Here is a 16794-nt window from a genome sequence, read left to right on the forward strand (position 1 = left end):
GTTTTACCGAAAGGTTTCACGCTCAAAAAGAAGGGATAAACCCTCAACAGGTTTACCCCTCATTTTAATGTTGATTGGCCTGTTTTTCATAGGCTTCAATTATTCGACGGACAAGTGGATGACGAACAACATCACTTTGTTCTAAGAAGATAAACGAAATCCCATTTACATGTTGCAAGATTTCTTCTGCCGCAATTAACCCGGATTTAGCACCCTTTGGTAAATCGACTTGTGTCTGATCTCCTGTGATCACCATTTTTGAACCGAAGCCCAACCTGGTCAAGAACATCTTCATTTGTGCCTGGGTGGTATTTTGAGCCTCATCTAAGATCACAAAGGCATCATCCAAGGTACGGCCTCTCATATAAGCAAGAGGAGCAATTTCTATCGTCCCGCGCTCTATCAGCCTCTGGGTGTGTTCTGCCCCTAGTACGTCGTTAAGCGCATCATACAGAGGCCTTAAATATGGGTCTACTTTTTCTTTTAAATCCCCTGGCAGGAAACCGAGACTTTCACCAGCCTCTACAGCGGGTCTTGTTAAAATAATTTTATTCACCTGTCCACTTTTAAGGGCATTAACGGCCATCACAACAGCAAGATAGGTTTTACCTGTTCCAGCTGGGCCAATCCCAAAAACAAGATCATGTTTCTTGATTGCTGTCACATATTGTTTTTGGCCAAGCGTTTTAATGCGGATGGACTTTCCTTTGACATTTTTAGCAATTTCTTCATCGTATAAATTCACAAAATATTCAAGCATTCCTTTTTGTGCCATTTGGATCGCATATAGAACGTCTCTTGGACCAATATTAATGCCCTTACGAATCACAAAAATTAATCTGTCTATAATTTGTTCTGCCATCGTGACCTTGTCTTCATCGCCTGACAAACTGACAGATTCACCCCGTGTGATAATCGAAACACTAAGCTCTTGTTCAATAATCTTTAAATTTTGATCGGAATTCCCGAGAAGGTTAATCGCCTCTGCAGGATTTTCCAGCTGTACATTTATGGTAGTTAATTTTTCTGTCATTCAGGAGTCTCCTTGGAAATCGGTTGTCCGACTGCAATGTTTTCAATTATCTTGAAATGGATATCTAGTATAACTTTACCATTTCGAAATGCCTTGTGTAAAATTTTTTCATCTTTTATTATAGCATCCTCCGCTAAATTGCTTTTTATTTCTTTTTTTGCAAGTTCCACTGCAATTTGTTCAGCCTCTTTTTGGGAATAGGTACGCTGATACTCTTCTCGCTCCCGTAGTGTTTTATTTATATAACTAATTGGTAACTCCCATTTGAGAAAATGGATTTTATGGACATTCTTCTCTGTATCATAATTCTTGAAGTCAGGTTTCCCAAATCCCCAAACCGGTACTTCCCAATTCCCTAGTAAAAGAGCATGCTTCTGAACTTCCTTGCCATTGTATACTTTAAAATTGGTTACTAACGGAAGCTCGGCATGGCTTTTATACCACGTTTCCCCCCAGACCTCGCCCTTAGCGGCAGTATATTCTGGAGTACCCTCCTGACCATATGCCCCTGAAACCAGCAATTGCCCTGGTTCAACATGATCATGGATATCAACGACTTTTTGACCAGTTTCCACAAACATCTTGACAATAATGGCTTTCTTTTTCGCAATGAGATTTTGTGGTGATAATTGCTCTGCTTTTTTAGGCTCATTCTTTTCTACCACTTGGAGGTGATAGGTTGTCCCCTTTAATTCCACACCAACCCATGTAAGTGCACCAACATTATTGGTTAAGCGTCTTTGAATCCCCTCTACATTCTCTACGAAAAATTGCACTTTGCCAATTTTAACGCCCATCTTGTCCAATTCTTTGCGTATTTGATATTCTGTCGCTGGTTTTGCCCCTTTTATTTCAATTCCCCATATCATATTGGATAGGACCATAATAAGGAAAATAAAGGCTGCAGCTCCTAACATAAAACCGCTATTTTTCAATAGTCTTCTAAATAAAAAGGGGGCACCCTGCCGTTGTAAAAAGGAGATCCTGCAGCCACTGTTTCGGGCAAACTGTCTAATTCTTAAGGCATCCTGCAGCCTCATTTGAAACGTAATCGTCTCTGTTCCATGACGTTTGACATTCCAAATATGCAAACCATTTCTTGTTAATACATTTAAAAAACGTTCAAGGCCTTTTCCTGAAACTTTTACGGTAACTTTTCCATATAAGAATTCAAACCATTGATTCTTCATTTTGTTCCTCCCGCATTATCATTTATATAAATGACCTGATCAATTTTTCCTTCCAGCAAAATTTCTTCAGGCAAAATGGTTTTAATCACAAAGGACTTACCTTTGATTAATAATTGACCTTGTTTTAGCAGCAATCGGAGTTCTTTATCAGTAAAGGCCAGCAGGCCACGGTGGTTTTCAACATAAATATGGATTTGTCCAATCATCGTAATCCGAGGCAAATCCATCATGACATCTTGAGGAAGATCCATTTTATTAGCCATCCAGTTTCGAACACGTTGGCCCCATTTTTTCGCCATAAAAAAAGAACCCCCTTTCATCTCATATTTATGAAATGAAAGGGGGTTCTAGCACACCTTTTTCGATTCGATTGATTGATTAACTCAGCGTCTTTTTGCCATATAAGGTTTTTTTGATCGTGGTTCACCAAGAATTTCCGACCATATAATCCCATTAATTAATGTGTTTGCATCTGGATTTTCTAAGCTAACAGGCGGTACACCTTCCTCTGGTTTAACCATCATGATGGAGTCGTTAACCATTTCTTGTTTGTGCCGTGATGTCGCCATCCCAATTCGACTTGCTTCAGACCCCTGTCTAACTTGTTGATACTCTTGTTCGAGGTTTTTCAAATTATTAATTATGGATTGTGTTTTTTGTTCTGTTTTAGTTGGGCTTTTTTTAATGGGCTCAATATTTGTAACCTCTTTAAAAACCGTTCGTATATCCCTCATACTATTTTTTGAAAATAGCTTATTCGCAGATGGAGCTCGTTTGCTTTTTGATTTACTAAAAATAGTCGAAAGGATACCGACAATGATCAAAAATAATATCGATTCCAAAATCATACCATCCTTTTAATTAAAAGTGGGTTACTTTTCATCTTTCTTCTCTCCAGTGATCTTTCCGATCGAGCCCCGCATTTCCGTATCAGCTGAGATGTTTTTAAAATTCATATAGTCCATTACACCAATATTACCTGATTTGAGCGCTTCAGCCATTGCAAGTGGTACCTCAGCTTCAGCTTCCACCACTTTTGCTCTCATTTCTTGGACCTTCGCTTTCATTTCTTGCTCTAAGGCCACAGCCATGGCCCTGCGCTCTTCTGCCTTAGCCTGAGCGATTTTCTTATCTGCTTCCGCTTGTTCTGTCTGTAATTCAGCTCCGATGTTTTTACCGATGTCCACATCAGCGATATCAATTGACAGTATTTCAAAGGCAGTACCCGCATCAAGCCCCTTTGACAGAACCGTTTGCGAGATTAAATCAGGATTCTCAAGAACCTTACTATGGCTGTCAGAGGAGCCAATTGTGCTGACAACGCCCTCACCAACACGAGCCACAACTGTCTCTTCACCTGCCCCGCCGACGAGACGCTCAATATTGGCTCGTACGGTGATTCTCGCTTTTGCCTTTACTTCTATCCCATTCATCGCAACACCAGCAATAAAGGGCGTTTCAATCACCTTAGGATTAACACTCATTTGAACTGCCTCTAATACATCCCGGCCAGCTAGGTCAATTGCCGCGCAGCGCTCAAAGGATAATTCAATATTGGCACGGTGTGCAGCAATGAGGGCATTAACCACTCTATCAACATTTCCCCCGGCTAAATAATGGCTTTCAAGCTGATTGGTCGTGACATTTAAACCAGCTTTATGTGCTTTAATGAGGGGATTAACCACTCTGCTTGGTGTAACCCTTCTGAGTCTCATTCCAACTAATGTAAAAATACTAATACGCACTCCTGCAGCTAATGCCGAAATCCAAAGCATGACTGGTACAAATGATAATAAAATTCCAAAGAAGATTAAGGCAACAACAACAACTGCAATAATAAATATGGTACCTCCGGACACTATATCCATATAATGACCCCCTACTAGTTATTTGACCTCTCTAACAACAATACGGGCTCCTTCCACTTTAATGACTTTCACTTTTGCATTTTGCCCGATAAAACCTCCTTCACTTACCACATCAACGCGTTCATTATTAATAATCATCGTTCCCGCAGGCCGTAAAATTGTTAAGGCCATGCCTTCCTTTCCTAACAGATCAGTACGGTTAATATTCGATACATATCCATCCTCTTTCCTTGCTGAATCAAACAGAACCATTTGATTAAAAAGGACCAGTTTTTTTCCAAAAATCTTAATCATTATAAAGAAAACGCAGATTGAAATGAAAATAGCAATTAGAATAGAAACCCCTATTTGCAAGGTATCTTCTCCTGCTAAGAACAGACTTAGTATTAAAGCTGCCACACCCAGCGTTCCTGAAATGGCACCGGGCAAAAAGAATTCCAAGAAAATCAATAAGATTCCTGCCACGAATAATAATAATGTTCCATATCCTGCAAGACCGGCTTGAAAATGTCCATAAAAGAATAAAAGCAATGCAAAAATTCCGATAAATCCTGCCACACCAAATTTTGCTGAAAAAAGTTCCATCACTATTCCAACACCCGCAATCGTTAAGAGAACGGTTACAACAATTGGGTCAGTAAGAAATTCAATCATTCAAGGCCCCCCTCTCTTTTGTTTCTATCTGACAATATTCTTTACGTCTGGGAATCAAAAAGGTTTCAGCTTTATTGAAATATATAAAAAGACCATAGGCATTAGAACCTACAGTCTTTATGTCAGAATACTATGAAAGGTGTTGTTGTACAAATTTATTAACCAGCGACCCATCTGCTTTACCCTTTACTTTAGGCATAATAGCAGCCATCACTTTTCCCATTTCCGCTTTTGACTTAGCGCCGACTTCAGAAATAGTTTCTTTTACAATTTCTGACAGTTCCTCTTCAGAAAGCTGTTTCGGTAAATACAGCTCGACAATTGCGAGTTCTGTACGCAATTTATCAACCAGGTCTTCACGACCAGCTTTATCAAATTCATGGAGGGAGTCTTTGCGTTGTTTTACTTCGCGAGAAAGGACTGTTAACTCCACATCTTCGGAAAGCTCTTTTGTTCCGAGCTTTATAGCTTCATTTTGCAATGAAGCTTTGACCATCCGAATGACCGAAAGTTTGTCTTTTTCCTTGTTTTTCATCGCTTGTTTCATATCATTGTTCAAACGCTCGAGAAGACTCATATAATACACCCTCTCTTAAAACTTACGTTTTCTAGCTGCTTCAGACTTTTTCTTACGTTTTACACTTGGTTTTTCATAAAATTCGCGCTTTCTTGCCTCTTGCAAAGTACCAGTTTTTGATACTGTACGTTTGAAGCGACGAAGAGCATCTTCAAGCGATTCGTTTTTACGAACGACGGTTTTAGACATTCTCTTTCCCTCCCTCCGAAACACAACACACTAACATTCAATCCATGTACCTTGCAATTATAATATAACCTTGATACAAGGTCAACTGAATTTCTTTATGAACAAACGAGCTTTTTATTTTTTATGCAATTGATCCAATAACTCGTCTAAAAAAATGGCATGTCCCACCCAAAACGACCATACAATGAACGGAGGGGGGCCAATCCAATGCTATACATATTATTATTTGTTCTTTGTATTTTATTATTTATTTTTGGGATGACAATTATTAGATTTGGGTTATTTAACTTATCTGCCAATAAATTAAAAACATGGTTGATTTCATTAACTCGTACACCTTTTAAAGGGATGTTAACAGGGACTTTTATTACGGCATTACTTCAGAGCAGTTCAGCTGTAATGGTCATTACAATTGGACTAATTTCCGCAAAAATCATGACATTTCCTCAATCAATTGGGATTATTCTTGGTACTAATATTGGAACAACCTTTAAGACGGAATTAATAACATTTGATTTGGATGCCATCCTTGTTCCTCTAGCTATTAGTGGAGCATTTCTTATTTTATTTAAAAATAAAAAAGCCAGAAGTATTGGCATGCTCATATTCGGGATTGCCTCTGTGTTTACGGCAATGAAAGGGTTCGAAATTTTATCGGGACCTTTAACGTCTATGGCTTTTATAAACAAGTTTATCTTATCGATAAATGACAATATAGTTTTAAGTCTCTTAACAGGAACGATCATTACTTCGATCATTCAATCGAGTACGGCGATGACTGGAATTGCCATGGGTTTTTTAACTGCAGGGCTCCTTCAACTTGATGCAGGCATTGCCATTGTACTTGGCGCTAATATTGGAACCTGCATAACGGCGGTGATTGCATCGATTGGTGGTGGAAAAGAATCTAGATTGGCGGCATTTGCCCATGTTTGGCTGAATGTTTTTGGAGTCTTCGTCTTTATCCCGTTAATCCCTTTGCTTACTGAGCACGCAGCATGGCTTTCGAGTCATAAGGATGTGCAATTAGCGCATATAAGTGTCATTTTTAATGTAGCTACCTCGTTGCTGGTCTTACCTTTTGCTACACGGTTCGGTGAAATGATTTTATTTTTACACGACAGAAAGCCTCAAAAACCAGTATCGTAAAATGAACGATACTGGTTTTTGAGATTATTTTTGAAATTATAAGTTTTGGCTTCGAGAATTGTTCAGCCCCAGCGCCCTAGCGCTTTTCTTAGTAATCTGATGTCACTTTCAGCCCATTGATTATTGCTACACTAGAACTTGCTCCTATCCTCGATGCACCCGCTTCAATGAGTTGTTGGGCATCCTGTGTGCTTCTGACTGCACCCGAGGCCTTCACCCCAATATCAGGACCAACAGTTTGCCTCATAAGGGCGATATCCTCAACGGTTGCCCCACCTGATGAAAATCCCGTAGAAGTTTTCACAAAATCAGTACCTGCTTTCACTGAAAGCTGACATGCACGAATTTTTTCTTCCTTCGATAACAGACTCGTTTCGATAATCACTTTTGTAAGTGCCTTGCCATTTGCTGTTTCGACAACTGCACGAATGTCACGCTCGACTAAATCATCGTTTTTATCCTTCAAAGCACCAATATTAATAACCATATCTACTTCATCGGCTCCTTGGTCAATGGCATTTCTCGTTTCAAAGGCTTTTGTTTCAGTAGTGGCGGCACCTAAAGGAAACCCAATTACCGTACAAATTTTCACATCACTGCCGGTTAATAACTCTTTTGCAGTTCGAACCCAAGTTGGATTCACACAAACGGAAAAAAATTTGTTTGCCTTCGCCTCTTGGCAAAGTTTTTCAATCTGACCCTTTGTAGCATCCGGTTTTAGTAAGGTGTGGTCAATCATTGCAGCAATATTAGCAGTAGCCATTTTTAAGCTCCCTCCGATTTCGGTTTTAATTTATATTACATTTGTTATTAGTATGTCCCAAAAAAAAAGAACCTGGGTTAGGTCCTTTTTCCTTAAATGGCGGCTTCTTCTTGATTAAACAATTCTTCTTTGATTAAAGCCGAATCCTCAACCACTCTTACAAATTGTCCTTGATTGTAAGGGTAGCCTGCTTTGGTTACTTTCACTTTTACAATTTTACCAATCATCTCTTCTGTAGCAGGGAAGACAACTTTTAGGTAGTTATCAGAATAGCCGACATACAAACCAGATGCCGCTTCCTCTTTGTACTCTTCTTCTGGAATGACATCTAAAACTTCACCTTCAAATAACGATGCGTATTCTTTAGCAAGCTGGTCTGAAAGGGAGATTAAACGATGAACCCGTTCATTTTTCACTTCTTCATCCACTTGATCTTCCATACGAGCAGCAGGTGTACCTGTACGCTTCGAATATGGGAATACATGGAGTTCAGAGAATTTATGATCTTTTATAAAATTATAGGTCTCCATAAACTCTTCTTCCGTTTCGCCAGGAAAACCAACAATTACATCAGAAGTAACGGCAAGACCTGGGAGAACTTCTTTCAGACGTTCAAGTCTTTCTCCGAAGAATTCCATTGTATATTTACGGCGCATTCTTTTTAATACGGTATTGGAACCAGATTGAATTGGGATATGCAAATGGCGGACAACGATGTTTGATTGATTTATCACTTCAATGACTTCATCTGTAATTTGACTCGCTTCAATTGATGAAATACGGAGTCGTTCCAACCCTTTTACTTCTGCTTCTAACTCACGGAGGAGTGCAGCAAGGTTATAATCTTTCATGTCCTCTCCGTAACCACCTGTGTGAATACCCGTTAAAACGATTTCCTTATAGCCTGCATCTACAAGCTGCTGTGCTTGGTGGATTACTTCCTTTGGATCACGTGATCTCATAAGACCCCGTGCCCATGGAATGATACAGAAGGTACAAAAATTGTTACAGCCTTCTTGAATTTTTAAAGATGCACGTGTACGGTCCGTAAAAGAAGGAACATCGAGCTCTTCGTAAACACGGTTCTTCATAATATTACCAACGCCGTTGATTGGCTGACGTTCTGCTTTATATTGGTCAATATATCCAAGCATTTTCACACGATCCTGGGTGCCCACGACAATATCAACGCCAGGTATCGCCATAATTTCAGCTGGAGATGTTTGAGCATAACAACCCGTTACACATATTACCGCATCGGGATTTTTTCTTACTGCACGTCGAATAACCTGACGGCTTTTTTTATCGCCTGTATTTGTAACTGTACAAGTATTAATGATATATACATCGGAAATGGATTCAAAATCAACCCGTTCATAGCCTTCTTGTTTAAATAACTGCCAGATGGCCTCTGTTTCATAGTGGTTCACCTTACATCCTAATGTATGAAATGCAACTGTTGCCATTGGATTCTCACCTCAATAATTCAAAATGATAGGAAATAGCCGCAAGTGAATATAATGGTGCCGTTTCCGTTCTTAATATTCGCGGACCTAACCCGCATAAATCAAAGCCTTGATTTTTTAAAAGCTCAACTTCTTCATCTGCTAAGCCACCTTCTGGTCCAAAAACCAAAAGGAGGGATTCGCCTTTTTTTATTTTTTGGAGCGTAGAAGAAAAAACAGACGTTTCTCCATTTCTACTTTCCTCCTCAAAGGCAGCTAATTTATAATCAAAGTCATTACTTTTTGCCAACATAGCTTTAAAACTCATAGGACTAACCACTTCAGGCAAAAAAGCACGATGTGATTGTTCGGCAGCTTCTTTAGCAATCTTTTGCCATCTCTCCATTTTCTTCGCACTTTTTTTCTCATCCCATTTTACCACTGAGCGTGCTGCTATAAATGGGAGAAACTGTTGTGCCCCTAGCTCCGTCCCCTTCTGGATAATCCACTCCAGCTTGTCCCCTTTAGGCAGACCACTAGCAATCGTAATAGAGATGGGGAGCTCTGTAATCTCATCTTTCCATTGTACAACGTCTGCAACGACACTTGAATCGGTAAATTCTGCAAGCCGGCAAACAGCTTGTTTTCCTTCTGAATCAACGCAAATAATTTGATCGCCTATTTGCATCCGCATAACCTTCACGATATGATGGCGGTCTTCTTCATCAATGAAAAACTGATTATTATTTGCTCGTTGTTTAACAAAATAGCGTTGCACACGATTGCACCCTCTCTAAAACCTTCTTTATAAATAAAAAGGGGTTCCGCCACCCCTTTTGAAAAATCACTTTTTTCTTTTAGCAATGATCGCAACCCAATCCTCCATAAGAATGGTTTCTGAGATTTCAAAGCCTGAGGCTACGATCGCTTCCTTCACTAAATCCTTTTTCTGCTGAATAATCCCTGATGCAATGAAAGATCCTCCGGGCTTTACGACTCGCGCTACGTCATCCGTAAATCTTATAATAACTTCCGCTAAGATATTGGCGACTACTACATCAGCAGACTTTTCAGTGACTCCATCTAGAAGATTGTTTTGGGAGATGGATACAGTATTACTCACCTTATTTAGCTTGATGTTCAACCTTGCTGATTTCACTGCAACCTCGTCAAGGTCATAGGCTCTAACGTCCTCCGCACCAAGCATTGCTGCTGCAATACTGAGCACTCCAGAGCCTGTTCCAACATCAATGACTCGATCTCCTGGCTGAACAGTTCTTTCAAGAGCTTGAATACTCATGACGGTTGTCGGATGTGTACCAGTACCAAATGCCATTCCAGGGTCTAATTCTATGATTAATTCATCGCTGCTTACCGGTTCATAAATTTCCCAAGTTGGAACAATCGTGAATTTTTCAGAAATTTTAACAGGGTGATAATATTTTTTCCAAGCCGTTGCCCATTCTTCTTCATGAACTTCCATAATCGATACTTTATTTAATCCTAAATCAATATCATAAATAATTAGGTTATTAATGGAATCCTTGATGGCTTCAACCGTTTCTCCTAGGAAACTGTTGACCGGTAAATAAGCCTTTACGATAACTCCCTCGTCAGGATAATCATCTGGATTGAGTTGGTAGATTTCTCCGAATTGATCTTCCCTTTCTTTTGTCAATTCAAATGGATCTTCAATGACTACACCGCTCGCCCCAGCTTCATGCAATATGTTAGAAATAGGTTCGATCGCCTCGTTTGTTGTGTGGATACTAATTTCTGACCACTTCATTCTACCAACTCCATCCCTTACTCGCTTTTAAACGCTCGTTTTACTTTTGAAAAAAAACTTTCTTCGTGTTCGCCTATCGGAGAATTGCCACTTAGCTCGCCAAATTCTTTTAGAAGCTGCTTTTGTTTATCCGTAAGCTTTGTTGGTGTAATAATACGAACAATAATATATTGATCACCCACACCATAGCCGCGCACATTTGGAATCCCTTTTCCTTTTAAGCGGAATTTTTTACCTGTTTGAGTACCAGCAGGAATTTTTAATTTTACTTTTCCATTTAGGGCAGGAACTTCAATTTCATCACCCAATGACGCTTGAACAAATGTAATTGGCATTTCACAATAAATGTCATCGCCATCTCTTTCAAAAAACTCATGCGGGCGTACTTGGAATACTACGTAAAGATCACCTGCCGGGCCGCCGTTAAATCCTGCTTCCCCTTGACCAGCTATCCGTAATTGTTGACCATCGTCAATACCCGCTGGAATCTTGACATGAATTTTTTTACGTTTTTGCACTTTTCCTTTACCACCACAGGTTGAACATTTGTTTTTAATTTCTTTCCCCGTACCATTACAGTAATTACATGTACGACGATTAACAATTCTACCAAATGGAGTATTTTGCTCCACATTTAACTGGCCTGTACCATGACAATGCTGACACGTATCAGGTTTAGTCCCAGGCTTTGCACCGGTTCCGCTACATGTGGTACAAGTTTCTTCTCGTGGAATTTCGATATCTGTTTCCTTACCGAATGCTGCTTCCTCAAAAGTAACTGTCATTGTATACTGTAGGTCAGCACCTTGTCTTGGCGCATTAGGGTCACGTCTTCTCGATCCACCGCCACCGCCAAAGAAGGTATTAAAGATATCTTCAAACCCGCCAAAACCGCCGCCAAAATCAGCACCGCCGCCAAAGCCTTGGTTTGGATCTGTATGACCGAATTGATCATAGTGTGCCTTTTTTTGTTCATCGCTTAACACTTCATATGCTTCAGCGATTTCTTTAAATTTATCAGCTGCATCCGGCTCTTTATTAATATCTGGATGATATTGTTTAGATAGCTTACGATACGCTTTTTTTATTTCATCCTTTGAAGCGCTCTTACTAACGCCAAGCACTTCATAGTAATCCCGTTTACTCATGATTACCCACTCCCGAATCTGTCACATAAAGATTATTCTAACACCCTTAAGAAGTACATTGCAATAAAAACACTGCTATTCACAGAGAAAAAGCCAAAGCCCCTAGTCTGACTTTGACCTTTTCGTAAGTTGTTTATCTACTTATTACTTATTTATCGTCTTTTACTTCTTCGAATTCTGCATCAACAACATCATCTTTAGGTGAGGCACCTTCTTGACCGCCTTGTTGTGCTTGCTGTGCTTGTGCTGCTTGTTCATATAGTTTAACAGTTAATGCCTGAACGATTTCTTGTAGTGCGTCCTTTTTAGTACGAATTTCATTAAGATCGTTCTTTTCAATCGCTTGCTTCAATGCATCCTTTGCCTCATTTGCTTTGGCAACCTCAGCTTCGTCAACCTTACCTTCAAGGTCTTTTAACGTTTTTTCTGTGGTAAAGACAAGTTGGTCAGCTTCATTGCGAAGTTCCACTTCTTCCTTACGCTGTTTATCTGCTTCAGCATTTTCTTCTGCTTCTCTTACCATTTTTTGAATTTCATCATCTGAAAGGCCTGTGGATGACTTAATGGTAATTTGCTGTTCTTTATTTGTGCCAAGATCTTTGGCACGTACATTAACAATACCGTTTTTATCAATATCAAATGTAACTTCAATTTGCGGCACTCCACGTGGTGCAGGTGGAATATCTGTTAATTGGAAACGTCCCAATGTTTTGTTGTTTGCTGCCATTGGCCGTTCACCTTGAAGAACATGGATATCAACAGCAGTTTGGCTATCAGCCGCAGTTGAAAATACTTGTGATTTAGATGTTGGAATCGTTGTATTACGATCAATTAATTTTGTAAATACGCCGCCCATTGTTTCAATTCCAAGTGATAATGGAGTCACGTCAAGTAGAACAACATCTTTAACATCACCTGTGATAACGCCGCCTTGGATGGCTGCACCCATTGCTACTACTTCATCAGGGTTAACACCACGGTGAGGCTCTTGTCCAGTTGCTTTTTTAATCGCTTCTTGAACTGCAGGAATTCTAGTTGAACCACCAACAAGAATAACTTTATCAATTTGCGATGGAGTTAAGCCAGCATCACTAAGAGCTTGACGAACTGGACCCATTGTCCGTTCAACCAGATGGGCAGTAATTTCATCAAATTTAGCTCTCGTTAATGAAACTTCAAGGTGAAGTGGACCAGCCGCTCCAGCAGTGATAAATGGTAAAGAAATCTGTGTTGAAGCTACACCTGATAAATCTTTTTTCGCTTTTTCAGCTGCATCTTTTAAGCGCTGTACGGCCATTTTATCTTGAGAAAGATCAATGCCATTATCCTTTTTAAATTGTTCAACTAAATAATCGATAATCACTTGGTCAAAGTCGTCCCCGCCCAGGCGATTATCACCAGCAGTTGATTTAACTTCGAACACGCCGTCACCTAATTCAAGGATCGATACGTCAAATGTACCACCGCCAAGGTCATAAACAAGAATCGTTTGGTCTTGGTCTGTTTTATCTAAACCATATGCAAGTGCAGCAGCTGTTGGCTCGTTGATAATACGTTCCACTTCAAGGCCGGCAATTCTACCTGCATCCTTTGTTGCTTGACGCTCTGCATCGTTAAAATAAGCTGGTACTGTAATAACAGCCTTAGTAACTGGCTCACCAAGATAATCTTCAGCATAAGATTTTAGATATTGCAGGATAATAGCAGAAAGTTCTTGCGGAGTATAATCTTTTCCTTCAATATCCACTTTGTAATTTGTTCCCATATGACGCTTAATTGAAATGATTGTGTTTGGGTTTGTAATTGCTTGGCGTTTTGCCACTTCCCCAACTTGACGCTCTCCATTTTTAAACGCAATAACAGATGGAGTTGTACGATTGCCTTCTGGATTTGGAATAACTTTAGGTTCTCCGCCTTCAAGAACAGATACACAAGAGTTTGTTGTTCCTAGGTCAATACCAATTATTTTACTCATTACCTTTTCCTCCTAAATAAATATGTAGAATTATTGATTTACTTTAACCATTGAAGGGCGAATAACTTTGTCCTTTAATAGGTAACCTTTTTGAAATTCATCAGTAACAATATTTGAACCAAAATTCTCATCTTCTCCCTGCATAACAGCTTGATGACGATGAGGATCGAATTCTTTTCCAACCGCCTCGATCAGTTCAACACCTTCTTTTTTCAAGGCGTCCATTAAGCCGCGGTACACCATATCCATCCCTTGGAGTAACGATTTGGTTTGTTCATTGTCAGCTTCGATTTTCATGGCTCTTTCAAAATTATCTAGTGCTGGCAAAAGATCCGCGATTAGTTTTTGTGCTCTATATTTTTCACTCGCCTCTAAATCTAATCTAGACCGGCGGCGGAAATTATCAAAGTCAGCTTGAAGTCGTAAATAGCGATTATCGGCTTCCTCTAATTTGCTTTTTAATGTTTCAATTTCTTGCAACAGTTCTTCGTTGGCACTTACATCTGCTTGTGGTGTTGCTTCTCCTTCATCGAAAACAGGCTCAACTGTCTGATTTTCGGTAAGTTCAACATTCGTTTCTTCTTCTTGATTCATCGTTTTATTCTGTTCATTTGTCAACTTACTCACCTCCCTTAAAGCATGGGTCATTATTTAGACTACTATTTATTTCATGGAAAAGGGGGTGAAACGAAAGGCATTTCACCCTTACTCAATATTTCCAGTACTAAATATTTTGATACAGTTTTGTTAAGACAGTGGTTAAATCCTTGCTTAAAAATTGCAATAAACTGATTACCCGTGAATATTCCATTCTAGTTGGCCCTAAGATGGCGATTGTACCTAATTTTTCTATACCAACAGAATAAGTCGCCGTAATGAGGCTGCAGTTGTCCATCGCACTATTATTATTTTCAGTGCCAATTTTAACATTAATCCCTCTGGAATTATTCCTAATTACATTCGAAATCCACTCCTCTTGATCAATCATGGTTAAGAGGGTACGAATTTTGGTAAGGTCATTAAACTCAGGCTGGCTAAGCATATTTGTTTTCCCGCCAAAGAAAAGTTTTTCAGTGATGGGCATCTTAAATGATTCTGCAATCGTATGCATCATTAAGTCGTAATTATGGATATGCTGCTTTAGTAACATTGCAACTTCTTTATAAATCTTGTCATTTAAATCTTCTAAAGGTACCCCTGCTAAGCGATTATTTAAGATGTTGACTGTTTTCTCTAAATCCCCAGCATCAATCGACGCAGGTAAAGTAAACGTGCGATTTTCCACATGTCCTGTATCTGTTACAAAAATCGCTACAGCCGTATCCTTGTTTAACGGGATGATTTGGATTCTTTTTAACTTATTAATACTTACGGCCGGCCCAAGTACAATCGATGTGTAATTGGTTAGCTCAGATAATATTTTTGCAGATCTTTGAATAATTTTTTCAAACTCAAAGATTTTCTCTGCAAAAATCGATTGAATAATCGATATATCCTTCGGGTTTAAAACCTGAGGAGATAGTAAATGATCAACATAATACCGGTACCCTTTTTCAGAAGGCACACGCCCTGAGGAGGTATGTGTCTTTTCAATAAACCCCAACTCTTCAAGGTCGGCCATTTCATTACGAATTGTGGCTGAACTAAAGGAAATTTCCTCTTTTTTCGACAAACTTCTTGAGCCGACTGGTTGGGCAGATCGAATAAAGTCATCAACAATAACCTGTAGAATCAACAATTGACGATCTGTTAGCAACTTTCATCACCTCTGTTAGCACTCCTGGTTACTGAGTGCTAATTATACTAATAAATTATCAAAAAAGGTGGGAAGATGTCAATTAAAAAGAAATAGGAAACACTAAACTACACCCAAAAAGGCTTGAAACACTTCATTTCCTAAAAATCTTCCCTGGTTAGTTAAATATATATTATCTTTTTTCACTTCTATCCAATGTTTTGCTATTAACTCCGTTAGCTGTACATCAAAAATCTCTAACGGGTTTAGGTCAAATTTCTCAATAAAATGAGAAATGGACACTCCTTTATTTTTCCGTAATCCGAGGAACATTTCTTCTTCCATTTGTTCCGCTTTTGTAACTGGATGGTCCTCTAAGATTGGAAGTTGACCGTTGTTTATTTGATCCATATATTTTTTCAAAGGCCCCGTATTGGATCGTCTTATTCCATTCACATAACTATGTGCACCTGCTCCAAACCCATAATAATACTCATTATTCCAGTAGGTTAGATTATGTCTGCTTTCAAAGCCAGGTCTTGAAAAATTACTTATTTCATATTGGTTGTAACCATGTTTCTCCATTTCTTCCATTAACATTTCATACATGCCAGCTTCTAAATCTTCACCTGGTGTTGGCAGCTTGCCTTTTTTTAATAAGTTATAAAAAACAGTTTTCGGTTCAATGATTAACGAGTAGGCCGAAAAGTGCGGAATGTCGAGTGCAAATGCCTTTGTTAACGAATCTTTAAAATCCTGTACGGTTTGCGTAGGCAAACTAAAAATCAAATCGATACTGATATTTTCAAATCCTATTTTTTTGGCATTTTCAATGGTTTGATAGACATCCTTTACTTTATGAACACGGCCGATTTTTTGTAATAAATCCTCATTGAACGTTTGAACTCCAAGACTTATTCGATTTACACCAGCATCTTTTAATATTTGTAATTTTTCCTTTGTTAAATCCCCAGGATTTGCTTCAAAGGTAAATTCAAGGCTGTCACTTTTAGGTAAGTTTCTATTTATACTTTCACAAAAACTCTCAAGCTGCTGTTCATTTAAGGATGTAGGAGTACCGCCCCCGACAAAAATGGTTTGAAGCTGAGATGCTGGAAACTCTTTTAGGGTCATCCTCATCTCTTGGTCTAGTGCTTGGATATATTCATCAACCGGCTGACCTTTAAGAAACACTTTATTAAAATCACAATAGTGGCAAATATGCTCACAAAAGGGGATATGCAGATAGGCTGCCTGAATCATCTTTCTCCCTCTCTTT

General features: G+C 39.1%; 18 protein-coding genes. 1 reads left to right on the plus strand and 17 read right to left on the minus strand.

Translation table 11 applies throughout. From position 1 onward, the window contains the following. Nucleotides 1–64 precede the first annotated feature (64 nt). The 8 genes from AC3ANL_RS18425 to rpsU all read right to left on the minus strand — a co-directional run bounded on the left by AC3ANL_RS18425 (nt 65) and on the right by rpsU (nt 5511). On the minus strand, nt 65–1033 hold the full coding sequence (locus tag AC3ANL_RS18425) for a PhoH family protein (protein WP_488325845.1): 969 nt from the start codon (nt 1031–1033) through the stop codon (nt 65–67). Further along, nucleotides 1030–2223 (minus strand): sporulation protein YqfD, encoded by a 1194-nt coding sequence (yqfD, locus tag AC3ANL_RS18430; RefSeq protein WP_488325846.1) that lies wholly within the window; start codon nt 2221–2223, stop codon nt 1030–1032. Before yqfD ends, AC3ANL_RS18425 begins: the two co-directional genes overlap by 4 nt. Then, nucleotides 2220–2522, minus strand: coding sequence for a sporulation protein YqfC (gene yqfC / locus AC3ANL_RS18435; protein WP_488325847.1), 303 nt, complete (start codon nt 2520–2522; stop codon nt 2220–2222). The genes yqfD and yqfC overlap by 4 nt, the downstream gene beginning before the upstream one ends. A gap of 84 nt (nt 2523–2606) precedes the next feature. Beyond that, complete coding sequence (locus tag AC3ANL_RS18440) at nt 2607–3065, minus strand: hypothetical protein (protein ID WP_488325848.1); 459 nt, start codon at nt 3063–3065, stop codon at nt 2607–2609. 30 nt (nt 3066–3095) lie between these two features. Then, a complete protein-coding gene (floA, locus tag AC3ANL_RS18445; protein ID WP_488325849.1) occupies nt 3096–4091 on the minus strand; it encodes a flotillin-like protein FloA in 996 nt (331 codons plus the stop codon). A gap of 18 nt (nt 4092–4109) precedes the next feature. Then, nucleotides 4110–4745: an NfeD family protein gene (locus AC3ANL_RS18450; protein WP_488325850.1), complete on the minus strand. Its 636-nt coding sequence runs from the start codon at nt 4743–4745 to the stop codon at nt 4110–4112. A gap of 130 nt (nt 4746–4875) precedes the next feature. Then, entirely contained in the window at nt 4876–5322 is a 447-nt protein-coding gene (locus tag AC3ANL_RS18455; protein WP_488325851.1) for a GatB/YqeY domain-containing protein, read from the minus strand. A gap of 15 nt (nt 5323–5337) precedes the next feature. Beyond that, complete coding sequence (gene rpsU / locus AC3ANL_RS18460) at nt 5338–5511, minus strand: 30S ribosomal protein S21 (protein ID WP_007087607.1); 174 nt, start codon at nt 5509–5511, stop codon at nt 5338–5340. Nucleotides 5512–5718: 207 nt separating this feature from the next. Here rpsU and AC3ANL_RS18465 point away from each other — a divergent pair, with 207 nt between their 5' ends. Next, complete coding sequence (locus tag AC3ANL_RS18465; protein WP_488325852.1) at nt 5719–6660, plus strand: Na/Pi symporter; 942 nt, start codon at nt 5719–5721, stop codon at nt 6658–6660. Between the two features lie 88 nt (nt 6661–6748). Here the strand turns inward: AC3ANL_RS18465 and deoC are convergent, their stop codons facing one another. From deoC to hemW, 9 genes are all read right to left on the minus strand, one after another. Then, the gene (gene deoC / locus AC3ANL_RS18470) at nt 6749–7423 is read right to left on the minus strand and encodes a deoxyribose-phosphate aldolase (RefSeq protein ID WP_488325853.1); all 675 of its coding nucleotides are present in this window, start codon (nt 7421–7423) and stop codon (nt 6749–6751) included. A gap of 92 nt (nt 7424–7515) precedes the next feature. Next, entirely contained in the window at nt 7516–8889 is a 1374-nt protein-coding gene (mtaB, locus tag AC3ANL_RS18475; protein WP_488325854.1) for a tRNA (N(6)-L-threonylcarbamoyladenosine(37)-C(2))-methylthiotransferase MtaB, read from the minus strand. 7 nt (nt 8890–8896) lie between these two features. Beyond that, nucleotides 8897–9646 (minus strand): 16S rRNA (uracil(1498)-N(3))-methyltransferase, encoded by a 750-nt coding sequence (locus AC3ANL_RS18480; RefSeq protein WP_488325855.1) that lies wholly within the window; start codon nt 9644–9646, stop codon nt 8897–8899. Nucleotides 9647–9712: 66 nt separating this feature from the next. Continuing rightward, nucleotides 9713–10657, minus strand: a complete 945-nt coding sequence (gene prmA, locus AC3ANL_RS18485) for a 50S ribosomal protein L11 methyltransferase (protein ID WP_488325856.1) — start codon at nt 10655–10657, stop codon at nt 9713–9715. Nucleotides 10658–10674: 17 nt separating this feature from the next. Further along, entirely contained in the window at nt 10675–11805 is a 1131-nt protein-coding gene (gene dnaJ / locus AC3ANL_RS18490; RefSeq protein WP_488325857.1) for a molecular chaperone DnaJ, read from the minus strand. A 148-nt stretch (nt 11806–11953) separates the two neighbouring features. After that, on the minus strand, nt 11954–13780 hold the full coding sequence (gene dnaK / locus AC3ANL_RS18495) for a molecular chaperone DnaK (RefSeq protein WP_488325858.1): 1827 nt from the start codon (nt 13778–13780) through the stop codon (nt 11954–11956). Nucleotides 13781–13810: 30 nt separating this feature from the next. Beyond that, complete coding sequence (gene grpE / locus AC3ANL_RS18500) at nt 13811–14398, minus strand: nucleotide exchange factor GrpE (RefSeq protein WP_488325859.1); 588 nt, start codon at nt 14396–14398, stop codon at nt 13811–13813. Between the two features lie 106 nt (nt 14399–14504). Further along, nucleotides 14505–15536, minus strand: coding sequence for a heat-inducible transcriptional repressor HrcA (gene hrcA / locus AC3ANL_RS18505; RefSeq protein WP_488325860.1), 1032 nt, complete (start codon nt 15534–15536; stop codon nt 14505–14507). A gap of 102 nt (nt 15537–15638) precedes the next feature. Beyond that, nucleotides 15639–16778 carry a radical SAM family heme chaperone HemW gene (gene hemW / locus AC3ANL_RS18510; RefSeq protein ID WP_488325861.1) on the minus strand — a complete coding sequence of 380 codons (1140 nt, stop codon included), beginning with the start codon at nt 16776–16778 and terminating at the stop codon, nt 15639–15641. Nucleotides 16779–16794: the final 16 nt, after the last annotated feature.

It is taken from the genome of Neobacillus sp. DHD-1R, assembly GCF_057747995.1.